Source organism: Halomonas mongoliensis (genome assembly GCF_052496345.1).
Genome location: NZ_CP199288.1, coordinates 2,720,123 through 2,734,956, shown reverse-complemented (window position 1 = coordinate 2,734,956; position 14,834 = coordinate 2,720,123). Strand labels below are relative to the sequence as shown.

Annotated in this window: 19 protein-coding genes; 16 read left to right on the top strand and 3 right to left on the bottom strand. The window is 67.4% G+C overall.

Going from position 1 to position 14,834, the window contains the following annotated elements:
* Positions 1-37 precede the first annotated feature (37 nt).
* From ACRYRV_RS12860 to ACRYRV_RS12790, 15 genes are all read left to right on the top strand, one after another.
* A complete protein-coding gene (locus ACRYRV_RS12860; RefSeq protein ID WP_444984888.1) occupies positions 38-319 on the top strand; it encodes a hypothetical protein in 282 nt (93 codons plus the stop codon).
* Positions 319-579, top strand: a complete 261-nt coding sequence (locus ACRYRV_RS12855; RefSeq protein ID WP_444984889.1) for a pyocin activator PrtN family protein — start codon at positions 319-321, stop codon at positions 577-579. The genes ACRYRV_RS12860 and ACRYRV_RS12855 overlap by 1 nt, the downstream gene beginning before the upstream one ends.
* Before the next feature lie 11 nt (positions 580-590).
* Entirely contained in the window at positions 591-923 is a 333-nt protein-coding gene (locus tag ACRYRV_RS12850) for a hypothetical protein (protein WP_444984890.1), read from the top strand.
* Position 924: 1 nt separating this feature from the next.
* Positions 925-1,875 carry a hypothetical protein gene (locus tag ACRYRV_RS12845; protein WP_444984891.1) on the top strand — a complete coding sequence of 317 codons (951 nt, stop codon included), beginning with the start codon at positions 925-927 and terminating at the stop codon, positions 1,873-1,875.
* A 1-nt stretch (position 1,876) separates the two neighbouring features.
* Entirely contained in the window at positions 1,877-2,293 is a 417-nt protein-coding gene (locus ACRYRV_RS12840; RefSeq protein ID WP_444984892.1) for a hypothetical protein, read from the top strand.
* Positions 2,290-3,078, top strand: a complete 789-nt coding sequence (locus tag ACRYRV_RS12835; protein ID WP_444984893.1) for a hypothetical protein — start codon at positions 2,290-2,292, stop codon at positions 3,076-3,078. Before ACRYRV_RS12840 ends, ACRYRV_RS12835 begins: the two co-directional genes overlap by 4 nt.
* Positions 3,071-3,616: a hypothetical protein gene (locus tag ACRYRV_RS12830; RefSeq protein ID WP_444984894.1), complete on the top strand. Its 546-nt coding sequence runs from the start codon at positions 3,071-3,073 to the stop codon at positions 3,614-3,616. Before ACRYRV_RS12835 ends, ACRYRV_RS12830 begins: the two co-directional genes overlap by 8 nt.
* A 307-nt stretch (positions 3,617-3,923) precedes the next feature.
* A complete protein-coding gene (locus ACRYRV_RS12825; protein ID WP_444984895.1) occupies positions 3,924-4,208 on the top strand; it encodes a helix-turn-helix transcriptional regulator in 285 nt (94 codons plus the stop codon).
* A complete protein-coding gene (locus ACRYRV_RS12820; RefSeq protein WP_444984896.1) occupies positions 4,205-4,432 on the top strand; it encodes a hypothetical protein in 228 nt (75 codons plus the stop codon). The genes ACRYRV_RS12825 and ACRYRV_RS12820 overlap by 4 nt, the downstream gene beginning before the upstream one ends.
* A 7-nt stretch (positions 4,433-4,439) precedes the next feature.
* The gene (locus ACRYRV_RS12815) at positions 4,440-4,643 is read left to right on the top strand and encodes a hypothetical protein (protein WP_444984897.1); all 204 of its coding nucleotides are present in this window, start codon (positions 4,440-4,442) and stop codon (positions 4,641-4,643) included.
* 2 nt (positions 4,644-4,645) lie between these two features.
* A complete protein-coding gene (locus tag ACRYRV_RS12810) occupies positions 4,646-4,936 on the top strand; it encodes a hypothetical protein (RefSeq protein WP_444984898.1) in 291 nt (96 codons plus the stop codon).
* On the top strand, positions 4,933-7,347 hold the full coding sequence (locus ACRYRV_RS12805; protein WP_444984899.1) for a replication endonuclease: 2,415 nt from the start codon (positions 4,933-4,935) through the stop codon (positions 7,345-7,347). The genes ACRYRV_RS12810 and ACRYRV_RS12805 overlap by 4 nt, the downstream gene beginning before the upstream one ends.
* 19 nt (positions 7,348-7,366) lie before the next feature.
* Positions 7,367-8,077: a hypothetical protein gene (locus ACRYRV_RS12800; protein WP_444984900.1), complete on the top strand. Its 711-nt coding sequence runs from the start codon at positions 7,367-7,369 to the stop codon at positions 8,075-8,077.
* 29 nt (positions 8,078-8,106) lie between these two features.
* Positions 8,107-9,126 (top strand): phage major capsid protein, P2 family, encoded by a 1,020-nt coding sequence (locus ACRYRV_RS12795; protein WP_444984901.1) that lies wholly within the window; start codon positions 8,107-8,109, stop codon positions 9,124-9,126.
* A gap of 54 nt (positions 9,127-9,180) precedes the next feature.
* The gene (locus ACRYRV_RS12790; protein WP_444988760.1) at positions 9,181-9,504 is read left to right on the top strand and encodes an ogr/Delta-like zinc finger family protein; all 324 of its coding nucleotides are present in this window, start codon (positions 9,181-9,183) and stop codon (positions 9,502-9,504) included.
* 496 nt (positions 9,505-10,000) lie between these two features.
* Here ACRYRV_RS12790 and ACRYRV_RS12785 read toward each other — a convergent pair whose 3' ends face one another.
* A complete protein-coding gene (locus ACRYRV_RS12785) occupies positions 10,001-11,068 on the bottom strand; it encodes a tyrosine-type recombinase/integrase (RefSeq protein ID WP_444984902.1) in 1,068 nt (355 codons plus the stop codon).
* Between the two features lie 80 nt (positions 11,069-11,148).
* Here ACRYRV_RS12785 and dusA point away from each other — a divergent pair, with 80 nt between their 5' ends.
* Positions 11,149-12,210, top strand: a complete 1,062-nt coding sequence (gene dusA / locus ACRYRV_RS12780) for a tRNA dihydrouridine(20/20a) synthase DusA (protein ID WP_444984903.1) — start codon at positions 11,149-11,151, stop codon at positions 12,208-12,210.
* A 210-nt stretch (positions 12,211-12,420) separates the two neighbouring features.
* Here dusA and ACRYRV_RS12775 read toward each other — a convergent pair whose 3' ends face one another.
* Together ACRYRV_RS12775 and ACRYRV_RS12770 are read right to left on the bottom strand one after the other, a co-directional pair.
* On the bottom strand, positions 12,421-13,782 hold the full coding sequence (locus ACRYRV_RS12775; protein ID WP_444984905.1) for an aminotransferase class III-fold pyridoxal phosphate-dependent enzyme: 1,362 nt from the start codon (positions 13,780-13,782) through the stop codon (positions 12,421-12,423).
* Positions 13,783-13,794: 12 nt separating this feature from the next.
* A complete protein-coding gene (locus ACRYRV_RS12770; protein ID WP_444984906.1) occupies positions 13,795-14,826 on the bottom strand; it encodes a succinylglutamate desuccinylase/aspartoacylase family protein in 1,032 nt (343 codons plus the stop codon).
* Positions 14,827-14,834: the final 8 nt, after the last annotated feature.

Sequence of the window (14,834 nt, the reverse complement as noted above, 5' to 3'; positions counted from 1 at the left end):
CTCAATGTCCAACCGCTCGCGAAAGGGTGCAGACACCATGAATCCTATCAATTTGCAGCAGAAACGCAATTCTGCCGCCCGCCTCAGCTCAGTTGACCTCACCCCGCACCAGGCCGCCGTGATCCATATCGGCCGGCTGCTGGTCGCCTATCGTGTCAACGGTTACCCCGAGCAGCGCGCCGAGATCATCGGCATGGCCAAGATGGCCGCCGCCCTGGGCGCCCTCGATGCCGCGACACACGCCCACCTGCTGGACCTCATTTCCCCTGACGCAACACCTGCCAACTCCTGCCGCCCGGCCGGCCTGGGGGTGCACTGATGACCCCTACCTATTTCGGGCTGCTCGCCGAGTTCGACGGTCGCGCCGAGATCCCCCTCGTGGAGGTCGCGCCGAAGTACTTCGGTATCAATGCCCGCACCGCCAGTGCCCGAGCCGGCGCCCAGGCCCTGCCCGTGCCGACCTATCGCGCCATGGATTCGCAGAAGTCCCCCTGGCTGGTCAGCGCTGGCGACCTCGCTGAGTACCTCGACCGCCGCAAGGCCGAGGCCCGCCAGCAGTGGAAAGCCGTCAACGAGTGAGGAGTCACCCCATGATGATCGACACACCCCGCCTGCGCCCGCTGGCCGATACCCACCATGCCGGCGCCGCCGCCCTGCTGGTAGACGAGGCCGCCGGCCCCGAGTCCCTGCACCAGGAAGCCGAGCGCCGCCTCGCCGCCGCCCAGGCCATGCTCTTCACCGCCGCCCTGGCCGGAGAGGCCGACGGCCTGACCGGCGCCGACCTGCAAGGCATCGCCCAGGCCGCCCAGATACTCACCGCCGACGCCCTGGAGCTGGTGAACGCCCTTCACCTGGCCCACGAGCGGAACAGCGCCCGCGCTGCCCGCACAGTCCACCATTTCGGCCACAGCCGGGGAGAGTGACATGGCAGACGATCGTTTACCCGTCGCCCTGCATGAGGCCGGCCATCTGCTGGCCGCCTGGTGGAATGGGCAAATCCCCGAGGTGGTGGAGCTGCGTCGCTACGCCGAGGGCCGCCCGCGGCTGAGTAATCGCGGCGTGGAGAGGGGGCCGGAGGTTCGCGCCTTTGTCCAAGCGCCCCGGTTCATCGCAGCGCCGAAGCTCCTCCTCGAGCGACCAGAGCTACAGGGAGGAGAGCTCTCTCGGCGGCATATGCGGGAGATGGTGGCCAGGGATCTGCTCACCGCCCTGGCTGGCCCCGCTGTTGAGTGGCGTCTTCAGCTTGATCCGGAGTGCCTGCACCCCAGCTTAGCGGACATGCTGGAAAGCGAGCCGGACACCTGCTGGGGAGACCTGGAGCAAGCTCGCGAGCTGCTGGCCCTGCTGCCAGACGGGGAGAAGCAGGCGGCATTCTCGACCGCTTGCCGCCGAGCCGCTGCCCTGGTGTGCCGCTACTGGCCAGAGCTGTGCGCCCTGGGGGAGAGGCTGTTCGCCGAGCAGCGCCTCGAAGATGAAGCCCTGCATTCGGTGTTGTCCGCCGCCCTCGGCGATGTGAGTGCCTGGCGCTGCCAGCCCCTGGAGGGGCTCGACCACGCCGCCCGCCTGGGAAGTATCGAGGTGGTGGCCTGGTGGGAAAGGGACGAGGTTGAAGCCTGGCGCCTGTCCGCCCTGGTGGATGATCTTCCGATGAAGCTTCCCCTGGAGGTCGCACGCCTCGACGCCGAGGTTCATGCCGAGCTGGGCGGGCTTCCCACTGGTTGGTACTGCCTGAACCACACCACAGGCGAGATTCATGCTGGTCCACCTCCAGCTCGTAGCGAGCTGCACGGGTTCTTTGCCGGCCTGGTGGTCCACAAGCTCGAGGAGCTCCAGCGAGCCGGAGTAGCCGCCACCGCCCACGACCAGGGGAAGTGACATGACCACACAGCAGACCACCGCTATCGACTTCAAGGCCATGGCCAGGGGAGTCAGGGCCGGCGGCATCGCCATCGGCATGGAGGCAAACCGTCTTGCAGAGTGGGGCGAGAACGACCGCGCCGACGAGCTGAACAAGGCGGCTTCCCACCTGGGAGAGCTGGCGAGCCAGCTCGAGGCATGGCGGCAAGAGCAGGAGCAGCTTCGCCGCGTCCCGATCAGCACCGCCGTGGTGCTGGGCACCCTGCATGGGCTCGACCTGCACGAGGCCGGGTTGATGCGCCTGGCGGAGAGCCTGGAAGCGTGCGGCCTGGAAGATGGCGACATCGAGCAGGTCCGCAACCATGCCCGCGCCCTGGAGGGCATGCGCGAAGACCTGGCGCTCTCGGCGCCCGAGGATCTGGAGGAAGGATCATGAAGCGCTACAGCATCGAGGCCGCACCCGGCGTCGTGGCCGCTTGGGAAGAGGCATATCACCACAAGCGGCACACCCTGGCCGTCTACGTCGACGGCTGGCGGCTCGAGCCCGCCCCCGCCATCCGCTACCTGAGCGCCGAGCTGGCCGACTACGCCCTCGATCCCGGCCGCCAGCATCGCGGCGCAGGCTGGTACGTCGATGCCGGCTGCCTGGAGTGTGGCGACGAGCTTCCCCGGCGTGGCCGCGGGCCGCTCGACCAGTTGGTGGGCCGGCTGGTCGCCGAGCGCCTGGCCGAGCTGCGCGCCAACCCGGCGCCGCCCGAAAAGACCCTGCACCGGTTCCGCCTCGAGGCCGGCGGTCGCGAGGTCATGTTCCTCGCCGAGGACTGCGCCGATATCGGCGTGTTGATCAACCCCTTTCTCCCCGAAGGGTTCGATGACACCCCCAACGACGAGCGCAGCGAGGAGGAGCTCGCCCGCTGGTGGGGCCGCCCCTTCATCGAGACGAGCCGCATCGAGGATCAGCTCGAGGACTTCGAGTCCTATGCCGCCCGCTGCGCACTCGACGGGGTGGAGCCCCACTTCGCCCAAGCGGATTGGGAGGCGCAACAGCAGCAGCTTCGCCAGCAGCTCGAAGAGCGCTACCCGAGCGGCACCGCCTATCACGTCCGCTGCCTGGATGGCGGCGCCTGGGACCGCTCTACGTGGTGGGGCAGTACCGACACTCTCGAGGGCGCGCTCGAGATCGCTGCCCGCGGGCCGGTATGGAGGACTCAAGGTGAGTAGTCACGTCGGACACGACAGAGCCGCCGAAAGGATCTGCCGCTACTGCGGCGAATCCGATCTTAGGATCAGGACCACCAGGCCCCTCGCCGAAGGTGATCAGTCGGCCTGGATGGAGTGCAGGACATGTGCGCGAGGCTGGCGGGTCGATGAGAAGCTGGGCTACCTGATCAGCCATTGTGCCTGGGGGTGGACCTGGGCTGGTTATGGCCGCCAGAACCTCCGGCTCGAGCTGGACGGCTGGCCGATAGATGTGCAGAGCCGCTACCTCTGCATACGGCTGCTTGATGATCAATGGGGCCGTGGCTGGGATGCCCGGGTGGTCGACCGTAACGGCCACGGGTGGGGCAGCGGAAAGGAAACCGGGTGGTACATCCTGGGCGCCAACTTCGAGCTTTTCGACAAGGCCGAGCCCCGCGGGAATGGCCCGCTAGACCAGCTGATAGCCGCCTTGTTCAACGAGCGCCTGGAGCAGCTGCGCGAGAACGACAAGCGCCTTCAGCCGATCAAGCGGCGGCGCCGTCGCCGCCCAGGCGGCTAGCACCACCAGCGCACTCAATTTCCTCAATGACAGGCCAAGAATCGCCCGGCTAGCCCGGGCGATAGGCCCATTCGTGCCCGAGGTAAGCCCAGCAGGAACTTTTAGTTGTAAGAACCCGGGATCTTACAACAAGCAGTCAAGCAGCCCCGCTTGCGTTCATTCAGCATGTTCAGTGCCAGCCAGAGAAAGCGCCGCTTCGCGAAACCGTCGGTGGTTGGAGCGGCCCGGCAGGTAGTCCCCGGGGCGGGTGGCTGGCGGGTCAGACAAGCCCCGGGGCCTTTACACCAGGAAGAGGACGAGAACGGCCATGCAGGAGCATGCAGCACAAGAGACAGGGGGCCGGCAGAAGCGCTTGATGCGCTGGCCAGAAGTGGAGCGGCTCACCGGGATATCCCGCTCGTCGCTGACCAGCATGGCGGCCAACGGCCTCTTCCCCCGTCCGGTTCAGGTATCGGTGCACATCACCGCCTTCCTGAGCCACGAGGTTTACGAGTGGCTCGACGGGCTGGATAGCCGCCGAGTCGAGTACAGCACCAAGAAGAAGTTCAAGGGCGCACGCCCTGCGAGAAAAGCCACAGGAGAAGAGTCATGAAGCTCATTTACGCCACGCTGGACGGCCTGCCCCACGAGTTCCTCGAGGAGGAGGCGGTTGATCTCTACCTGGCACTTCGGGAGGGGCTGACCCAGGCCGGGATCGACGCCGACCAGCTCAGCGCCAAACACAGCCGCCCGGTCGCCAAGGCCACGATGGCCACGCCCCCCGGTATCGCCTTCTTTGGCCACCTGCCCACCGATCACCTGCCCACTGACTGCTGAGGTTCGCATGGCTCAACGCGTCATCACGATCAACGTCCAGGGCGAGCGCCTGACCTTCAACGCCAATGACTGGCCGGCCATTCAGCAGGCAGTGAGAGAGGCGACCAACAAGCATGGATGGAGGACCGCCAAGGGCAAGCATTCAACGCCCCGGGCCATCGGCTTCACCGTCGCCGAGGAAAGCCAGCTCACCGGAGGGAGGGTGTACTGAGGATGGCCAGAAACGGAAAAGGCCCCGGGGATCGCCACAATCCCGAGGGGCCCACTACCAAAATCACCGCCGATAAGACTAGCACAACGCAGGCGGTGCACAAGCCGGCCGCCCTGCTCGGCGGCCAGCCTGAGCTGCTCGAGCTGATCCTCGAGGCCGGCGCCCTCGCCCAGGAAGACCGCCTGCTCGGCGCCGACATGCATGCCCAGCGCATCGTCGACGGCTTCGAGCAAGCGGCCCTCCGAATCCTGAACCAGCAGGAGCGCGCTCGGCGCCAAGGGGTGCCGTCATGACCCGCTTCGCGCCGTCGATGCATATGACCGCTTCGCGCCGCCGCGAGCAGGCCATGGGCACGCCCTGGTGTCGGGACTTCCGGCGCCGCATCTTCGAGAGGTTCCCCCTCGTCGCCAACGATCTACTCCGTGGGGTGGTCAAAGTAGACGCAGATTTCGGGGGTGGTAACCGTGGCAACGCCAAGGCCAATACCTGGCTTCGCGCCATGGAGCAGCAGTTGACGCTCGGCCCCTTCAACGCCACCTGGGACGACCAGGCGCTCGAGGACTATGCCCTGGTCAAGGCCGAGCGGGTCGCCGCCGAGCTTGGCCGCCTGGGGCGGGAGGCCGACGCCGCCTTCGCCCATACCCGCCGCCGCTACTGCTGGCAGGCACCCCGCCCTCCCGGCATCCGCCTGGCCGCCCTGGTCTACCGCCCCCACACCTGGCCATGCCGCCGGGATGCCGAGCTGGAAGCGCTTCGAGAGGCGCTCGAGAAGGCCCACGGCCATTGCCTCGATATTGATCCACCTGACGAGCTGGAGAGGCTGAGCCGATCCCAGCGCGCCACGCTGCTGAAGAAGCTGAGCGCCGCTCCCTGGTGGCGCCGCAAGCTGCGCACCGAGGCCACTCGCCGGGTCGACCAGTTTCACCGGCTGGTGAAGCGGGTCCACGTTCGCGCCGGGATCTACCTCTCGGACATGGCGCTCGACCGCTGGCGTAGCAGCCAAGCCGCCAGCCGCGCCATGCTCGAGGCCACTACCGCCGTCAACCAGTTCGAGCACGAGATCACTCTCGCCAAGCTTGCCGAGAGCGGCCAGGCCAACCCCAAGCACCGCTTCGCCGAGCTGATGCTGCGCATCCGCGACACCGAAGACTTCGGCCGCCGCGCCGGACACTGTGGCGTGTTCGTAAGCTGGACGCTGCCGAGCGCCTATCACGCGGTCCTAGAAAAAACTTCAGCCCACAATCCCAAGTTCAACGGCGCCACGCCCCGCGAGGCCCATCGCATGCTCGGCAAGCTGTGGGCACGAGCCCGCGCCAAGCTCAAGCGCGATGGCATCGAGTGCTACGGTCTGCGCGTCGTAGAGCCCCACCACGACGGCACGCCCCATTGGCACCTGATGCTTTTCGTCGACGCCGACCAGCTCGGCGCGCTCAAGGCCATTCTTCGCCGCTATGCCCTCTCCATCGATCCCGAAGAGGTGGCCGGCCGCGAACACATCCGAATCGAGTTCAGCGACATCGACCCCGCCAAAGGGAGTGCCGCGGCCTACGTGGCCAAGTACATCGGCAAGGCCATTGCCGGGGCTGCGCATCCTGATGACGTTGATCTCTACGGCAAGCCGATGGACGTGGCCTCGGAGCGGATCGTGGCCTGGGCATCCGTCCACGGCATCCGCCAGTTCCAGTTCATGGGCACTCCCAGCGTGACCGTGTGGCGAGAGCTTCGCCGCCTGCGCGACAAGGAAGCCGATCCCTACGCGGCCGCCAGCTTCGAGGACTGGGTGGCGGCCACCCGGCCAGACCCCGAGGCCCTCGCCATCCTGGAGGACCTTCGCCGCGCCGCCGATGCCGGCGACTGGTTTGGGTATCTCGACGTGATGGGCGGTGTCGGCGTACCGGCGAGCGAGCGCCCGGCCCGCCCGTGGCGGCTCCCGCGCCTGGATACCCAGGCCCCCGAGATCGATCCCGAGACCGGCGAGCAGCGAGACGGTATCGAGAAGCGGGGCATCTACGGCGAAGCCGTCATGACCACCTTCGGCGTCGTCGTCACCAGCGCCACCGGCCAGGCGGAGTTCCTGACGCGCTTCTACCGCTGGGAAGTGAAGCCCGGCGCGGCAGCGCAGGGTCAGCGTAGCGGCGCAGCCGCGGAGCCTTGGACTCGTGGGAACAACTGTACGGGCCCCGATATCCGGCCCCGTACACCGCCCCCCGAGGTGGCCGAGCAGCAGCAAGGCCGCCTCGATGAGTGGCGAGGGTCCGCCGAATACCAAGCCAATCTCGCCGACATCGAGGAGTGCATTCGCCTCGATAGGGCAGCGCTGGAGCTGTTGAGGGCGGAACGTGCTAGCACCGTGGCCGAGTACTTCCCGCCGGAGCTTGACGGCTTCGACGAGCCGGCGCCCGGCGCCGAGCCGCCCCGGCAGAACCCTGTCACCCCCGAGTCGAAGCGCGCATGGCGGTTCCTGGTATCCAGTGCCTTTGCCGAGAAGCGGCACGCCGCTGGCATCGATGACGATCAGGCCGCCCGCCTCGCCTGGCGTTTCTTCGAGGCACCCCCGACCAAGCAGGACCGGCAGGCATGGACCCGCCTGCTGGTCACTGAAAGCCGCGGCCAGCTTGATGCCGCCCGCGCCCTCGCCACCGCCCACGCGCTGTGGGAGGCCCCGGCCCCCGTCGAACCCTTTCCCCACCAGCAGCACGCATGACCACCACTGGAGCAGCACGATGACCGAGCAACAGCAGCAGCACATGGACCGCTATCGGGATGCCGAGAGGATCTATCTCGAGATCCGGCAAGAGCTCGAGGAGGCATCAACGCAGATGGCCCGCCTCGAGGATCAGCGAGAGTCAACCCTGGCCAGCAGCGAGGAGGCCGGTCAGCGCTGGAAGGAGGTCTTCAGACAGAGCCTCGGCGAGGCCGGCAAGGAGGTCCGCGAGCTTCAGCACCAGGAGGCGACGCTCGCCGACGAGGCCGACCAGCTCGAGATCCTGATCAAGGAGCTGGCCAGCCACGTCGAGCAGCTCAAGTTCCGAACGGCTGCCGCCCGTAAGCAGTATCAGCAAACCCAAGCCGCGGCCCGCGCCGCCCTGGTGGAGGGCGAGCTCGAGAGCAGCGCCGCCGCGATGCTCAGCACCGACCAGGGCGCCCGCTTCCTGGCCGCCCTGGCCGCCAAGAAGAAGGGCGCCACGACCGATGTGCTGGAGGACTTCGCTTTCATGGGTGCTATCGGATTCGATGCCCACGAGCCCAGCCGGCCCGGCTTCATGGCGGTGATCACCGGTACGGACCGCCAGCAGATTCAGGAAGAGGCCACGCGCCGCATGAACGCCAGACTGGCTTCCATCATGGCCACGCACATGGACAGGGCTGCTCAGCCGAGCGCCGCGCTCGAGGAGCTGGCGGCAATGCCGCCTGCCCTGGCCTGCGAGAAGTAATCCACCACAACAGCAGCACCGGAGTCATCATGAGAAACGAAACCCGCGAAGTCTTCGACGCCTGGTCACAGCAAGTGGCCAAGCTCAACGGCGTCAAGACCGCCAGCCAGGCATTCACCGTCGAGCCCAGCGTTCAGCAGCGCCTCGAAAGCAGGATTCAGGAGAGCGACGAGTTCCTTCGGATGGTCAACGTGGTTGGCGTTGATGATATGCAAGGAGAGCGGTTGGCCGTAGGCGTGGCCGGACCGATCGCCAAGCGCACCGATACCAGCCAGCACGACCGCGAAACCCGCGATGTGACTGAGCTGACTGGCATGCGCTACGAGTGTGTTCATACCGAGTTCGATAGCGCCATCCCCTGGTCAAAGCTGGATGCCTGGGCCAGGTTTCCCGACTTTCAGAACCGCGTGACTGACATGGTGGCCCGCCAGCAGGGGCTCGACCGCCTGGCCATCGGCTTCCGAGGCACGCACGCCGCCGCCGAAACCGACCGCGGGGCTTTCCCCGATCTTGGCGATGTCAACAAGGGCTGGCTTGAGCTCTACCGCCAGCATGCACCGGAGCGGGTAGTGGGCGAAGGAGACAAGGCCCCGGGAGAGCTGCGCGTCGGCCCTGGTGGTGACTATGAGAACCTCGACGCCCTGGTCTTCGACGCAGTGAACGAGCTGATCGACCCCTGGCACCGGGGGTCGCTGGAGCTCAAGGTGATCGCCGGACGCGATCTGCTCCCCGTGAAGTATTTCCAGATGGTTTCGAAGAGCGGCAGCAAGCCGACCGAGCTGCTCGCCCTGGAGAACTCCATGTTCAGCAATGCGCGCTTTGGCCGGCTGCAAGCAGTCAGAACCGGCCCGATGCCCGTCGGGAAGATCTTCATCACCATGCCCGAGAACCTGTCGCTCTACTGGCAGCGAGGCCGCCGCCGCCGCTACGTGGTCGACAACCCGAAGCGGAATCGCATCGAGGACTACCAGAGCTCCAACGACGCCTACGTCGTCGAGGACTTCGGCGCCGGCTGCCTGCTAGAGAACGTCGTGTTCGGGTCCTGGTGATCAAGGGCCGGGGCCAGGGTCTGGCCCCGGCAAGGCTGAGTGAAGGGGGAGTGAATGAGTGACCAGACCAGGGCAGGCCGGCATGCCCGCCACCGCAACGCCATGACCTGCCCACACTGCAAGGGCCCGGCCAGAGTTCGGGACTCGCGCAGGGTCAGCGAGCTTTGCCGCGAAGGGATCGTCGAATGCCAGGTCGCCGAGTGTGGCTGGCGTGGCACCTTCAGCACCGGCTACGTCCACACACTGACGCCCAGCGCAAGGCCAGACCCGGCCGTAAATCTGCCGCTATCGCCCAGCGCACGCGAGGCACTGGCCGAAGCGCTGTCGCCGCCGGCGCCCGGCCCGCGAGTGAAAGCAAGGCAAGGGGCTTCAGGGTGACCCCGTGTCGCTGCCACGCACGAGGGCGCCGCAAGGCGCCTGAGAGCGCGCCAGAGAGGCGCAGCGAGAAGGCTGTGGCACCCCATGAAGAGGAAGAAAACGGCCAGCATGCGCCGGCAGGGGCTGCAAGCGGGCGGGGTACAGGGGGCACCTGGCCCGCCACCCCTGGCGCGCCGTCTTCACCCCTCCCCGCCCGCGCTCTAAACTTGTCGGATTTTTTGCACCCTCGCGCCAGGGCTCGAGCCCGCGCCGTTGCTGGGCTCCCGGGAGTCGTTGGGTCGCAAGGAAGTATGCGAATCTATGCGCATTTCTACACCTATGGGGGCGCCCAACCCGCCTGAATTTCCAGTGATCAGGGTTTTGCGCCCTTTCTCCCCTGCGGAAGGGTCGAAAAGTCGTCGAAGTCGCGGCAACGCGATGCAAGACGGTCGCTGCGGCGCGTAGTCTGCTCGCCTGCCCACCAGAGCATCGACGCCGAGCTCGAGCAGCACCACGATCAGGCTCCCTGGGCTCGGAGCTGCAAGTTCTCCGGCCGAAGGTGCGTGTAGCGCTTCAGCACGTCCCAGCTCTCGTGAAGGGTGAACTGCTGGACCTCGACAATTTCGTAACCGGCTTCGAATAACCTCGAGGTGGCTTCATGGCGCAGGTCGTGAAAGCGGAGATCCTCGATTCCGCATGCCGCCGTCGCCGCCTGCCACCGGGTGCCGATGGAGGCCGGCCGGAAAGGAAAGATCCGCTCCTCCCCCTGGGTGCGAGGCTGCCGCCGGATGATGGCCATGGCTTCACTGGTCAGCTTGAACTGCTTGTGGTTGCCCCACTTCTGCCGCGGGTGCTTCGCATCGCGGACCCAGCAGGTCGATGCCATCTCGTCGAGGTCCGACCAGAGTAGCCGGGTGATCTCCTCCCGCCGCCGCGAGGAGGCGATGGCGAAGTCCATGACGTCTTCCATCGGGATGATCGCGCTCGGCCGGATCTTCTGCGAGCGCTGGAAGTAGGCGCGTAGCCGCTCGATCTCGGCTGCCGTCGGCCGCCGGTCCCGCGACTTCGATTTCCCGATCAGGCCCTTTGAGCGCAGCAGCAGCTTCGCCGCCTCGAACTCCCCCAGGTCGACGGGCATCTTCCAAGCCGCTACGGCCGTCTTCAGGATGATGCCCAGCCACACGATGTCCTGATTCACCGTTGCCGGCTTGATCCCGCTGTTCCGGCGGAGAACACCATGCTCGACGATCTGCTCGCTGGTCAGCTCGTTGACCTCGACGCGAGAGATGGGGAAGCGCTGGAGCTGCTCGATGGTCGCTCGCTTCGAGCGCCCGGCGCCCTGCGCGAACTCGTGAAGGTATCGCTCGATAGCATCGTTCAGCGTCACCCCGCGCCACTTGGCGCTGAGCAGACCGCCGGGGGTCATCAACTCGAGTTCGCGGCGCTTCGCCCACTCCTCCGCCATCGCCTTCTTGGGGAAGGTCCTTGCCTCTGAGTGCGCTTTCTCGCCCTTGCGCATAATGCGGATCTGGGCGGTGTATGCGACACTCCCGTCCTTCCGCTTCCGCTTGCTGATCGTTGCCATCGAGCCCGTCTCCCTTGTAGCAAATCCAGTCGCTACAGCTTAGCAAATTCGTAGCAACGCGCAGCCCAAAACGTAGCAAAATGGCAAAAGACATCGACAAATCACATTCAGGCCACGCCGCTGAAAGCCGCGTAAACACTGGGAAGCCGCGCCCCGCGCTGGATAGAACCTTCTCCGTGGCGCCGATGATGGATTGGACGACCCGCGACTACCGCGCCTTCGCCAGGACCCTGACCCGCCACGCCCTGCTCTACACCGAGATGGTCACCACCGGCGCCATCCTTCACGGCAGCCCCCGGGAGCGCTTTCTCGGCTTCGATGCGGTGGAGCATCCGCTGGCCCTGCAGCTTGGCGGCAGCGACGCCGGCGAGCTCGCCGAGTGCGCCGCCATCGCCGAGGCCTGGGGCTATGACGAGGTCAACCTCAACGTGGGCTGCCCCAGTGACAGGGTGCAGAACAACCTGATCGGCGCCTGCCTGATGGGCCATCCGGAGAAGGTGGCCGCGGCGGTGCGCGCCATGCGCGAGGCGGTGTCGATCCCGGTCACGGTCAAGTGCCGCATCGGCATCGACGACCAGGATGAGGACGCGGATCTCGAGCGCTTCATCGCCACGGTGGCCGACGCCGGCTGCGACACCTTCATCGTGCACGCCCGCAAGGCCTGGCTGCAGGGCCTCTCGCCGAAGGAGAACCGCGATATCCCGCCGCTCAACTACCCCCGGGTGCACCGCCTCAAGGCGAGCCGCCCGGCGCTGCATATCGGCATCAATGGCGGCATCAGGACCCTCGAGGAGTGCCGGGAGCAGCTGGCGCAGGTGGACAGCGTGATGGTGGGGCGCGAGGCCTACCAGAACCCCTGGCTGTTGGCCGGGGTCGATGCCGCCTTCTACGGCGAGCCGGGCCCGGCACTGAGCCGACACGACGCGGCCAGGGCCTTTCGCCCCTATATCGCCCGGCGCCTCGAGGAGGGCGCCAAGCTCAACCACATCACCCGCCACCTGCTGGGCCTCTTCCAGGGCCAGCCCGGGGGCCGGCGCTTCCGCCGCCACCTCTCCGAGAACGGCCACCTCGACGGGGCCTGCCTGCGGGTCTTCGACGACGCCCTGAGCCTGGTCCCCGAACGCGAGAGCGCCGCTGCCTGAACGACAGCTCGCAACGCCACAACGACGACCGGGGCCTTGATGGCCCCGGTCGTCGTTTCAGGCTTAAGGCGGCGGCGAGGCCTGTCCTAGTCCAGCCGATCCAGCACTCCCGCCACCGCATCGAAAAGCCGCTCCAGCTCCTCTTCGGTGCTGCCGAAGGGGGGCCGGGCTGGTAGAGAGGGTGTCGCCGCCTCGGCGGCGAGGCCTGTCCTAGTCCAGCCGATCCAGCACCCCCGCCACCGCATCGAAAAGCCGCTCCAGCTCCTCTTCGGTGCTGCCGAAGGGGGGGCCGAACTGCAGGGTATCGCCGCCGTAGCGCACATAGAAGCCCGCCTCCCACAGCGCCAGATGGGCGTCCCGGGGGCGGATGGTGGGATCGCCCTCTCGCGGCGCCAGCTGGAGGGCGCCGGCCAGGCCGTAGTTGCGGATATCCACCACCTGGGACCGCCCCTTGAGCGCGTGCAGCTTCGCCTCGAAGGCCGGGGCGATGGCGCGCACCTGAGCGGGGAACGCCTCGCGCTCGAAGAGCTCCAGGGCCGCCAGGGCCGCGGCGCAGGCCACCGGATGGGCGCTGTAGGTGTAGCCGTGGGGAAACTCGATGGCGTGGCGGGGCCCACCGCCATGCATGAAGGTGTCGAAGATCTCCCTGGAGGCGACCACCGCCCCCATGGGCACGGCGCCGTTGGTGAGTTGCTTGGCGATGGTCATCATGTCGGGGGTCACGCCGAACGCCTCGGCGCCGGTGCGCGCCCCGCTGCGTCCGAAAGCGGTGATCACCTCGTCGAAGATCAGCAGGATGTCGTGGGCGTCGCAGATCGCCCGCAGCCGCTCGAGATAGCCCTTCGGCGGCACGATCACCCCGGCGGAGCCGGACATCGGCTCGACGATCACCGCGGCGATATTGGAGGCGTCATGCAGGGCGATGTGGTCGAGCAGCGCATCGGCCAGCTCGGCGCCGCTCTCGGCCTGGCCCCGGGTGAAGGCCAGCGCCGGCTGCAGGGTATGGGGCAGATGGCTGACCTCCATCAGCTGGCCGTAATGCTTGCGGTTGCCGCCGATGCCGCCAAGGCTGGTCCCGCCCACGTTGACCCCGTGGTAGCCCTTGGCGCGGCCGATCAGCCGGGTCTTCTCGGGGCGCCCCTTGAGCCGCCAGTAGGCCTTGGCCATCTTCACCGCGGTGTCGGCGGACTCGGAGCCCGAGTCGGTAAAGAAGACGTGGTCGAGGCCGTCCGGCGTAAGGCTCGCCACCTTCTCGGCCAGCCGGAAGGCCAGCGGATGGGCCACCTGGAAGCCCGGCGCGTAGTCGAGGGTGCCGAGCTGCTGCGCCACCGCCTGCTGGATCTCGGCCCGATTATGTCCCGCCCCGCAGGTCCAGAGCCCCGAGAGCGAGTCGAACAGCCGCCGCCCGCGGTCATCGATGAAGTAGCGCCCCTCCGCCCCGGTGATCACCCGAGGGTGGGCATGGAAGTCGCGGTTGGCGCTGAACGGCATCCAGTAGTGATGGTTGAGCGCCACCGCGGCGTCGCCGGTGAAGCGCTGCCCCGCCTGCTGCTGGGCTCCGAGATCGAACATGGCACTGTCTCCTCAGTAGAGCGGGTCGGGCGGGGGCGAGAGGCTGGAGTGGAAGTCCTCGATGGCGCTCTCCGCCTCCTCGATGGCGTCGAAGCGGGCGATATGGAAGAGCGCCTCCCCCTCGTTGGCCAGGGGCAGTCGACTCATCCCGATGACGATGCCGTCGGCCATGGAGCGCACCTCTCCTTCCGCGTTGCCGAAGGGGTCGGCGACACGCCCCAGCAGCTCCCCCTTCGCCACCCGGGCGCCGAGGCGCACCTGGGGGCGCAGGATGCCGTCGATGGGCGCCCGGGCCCAGCTGGAGCCGTTGGCGATCTCCGCCGCCGGCGGCGCGCGGCGGCGATGCTCGCCGGTGAGCATACCGAGCCGACGCATCACCCTGAGCACGCCACGCACCCCGGGGGTGATCGCCCACTCATCGAAGCGTAGCGCCTCGCCGGCCTCATAGGTCAATACCGGGATGCCGCGGTTCTGGGCGTAGTGGCGCAGGCTCCCCTCGCGCAGCTCGGCGTTGAGGATCACCGGCGCGCCGAAGGCGTTGGCCATGCGTTCGGTCTCGCTGCCGCTCTCCAGCTGGGCGCGGATCTGGGGCAGGTTGGTGCGGTGGATCGCCCCGGTGTGCAGGTCGATGATATGGCTGGCGTGATCGACGATCTGCTCGCGAAACAGCGCCGCTACGCGCCCGCCCAGGGAGCCGGACTCGCTGCCCGGGAAGCAGCGGTTGAGGTCGCGACGATCGGGAAGGTAGCGGCTGTGCTGCACGAAGCCGAAGACGTTGACGATGGGCACGGCAACGAGCGTGCCACGCAGGCCCTGGAGCTGCTTCGAGCGCAGCAGGCGGCGCACGATCTCCACGCTGTTGATCTCGTCGCCGTGGATGCCGCCGCACACCAGCAGGGTCGGCCCCGCCTGCCGGCCGTGCACCACCTCCACGGGGATATAGAGCGGCGCATGGGTGTAGAGACGAGCCACCGGCACGTCGATCTGGGTACGGGTGCCAGGGGCGATCGAAATACCGGCGAGGTCGAAGGCGGCACGGGCCATGGCGTCAT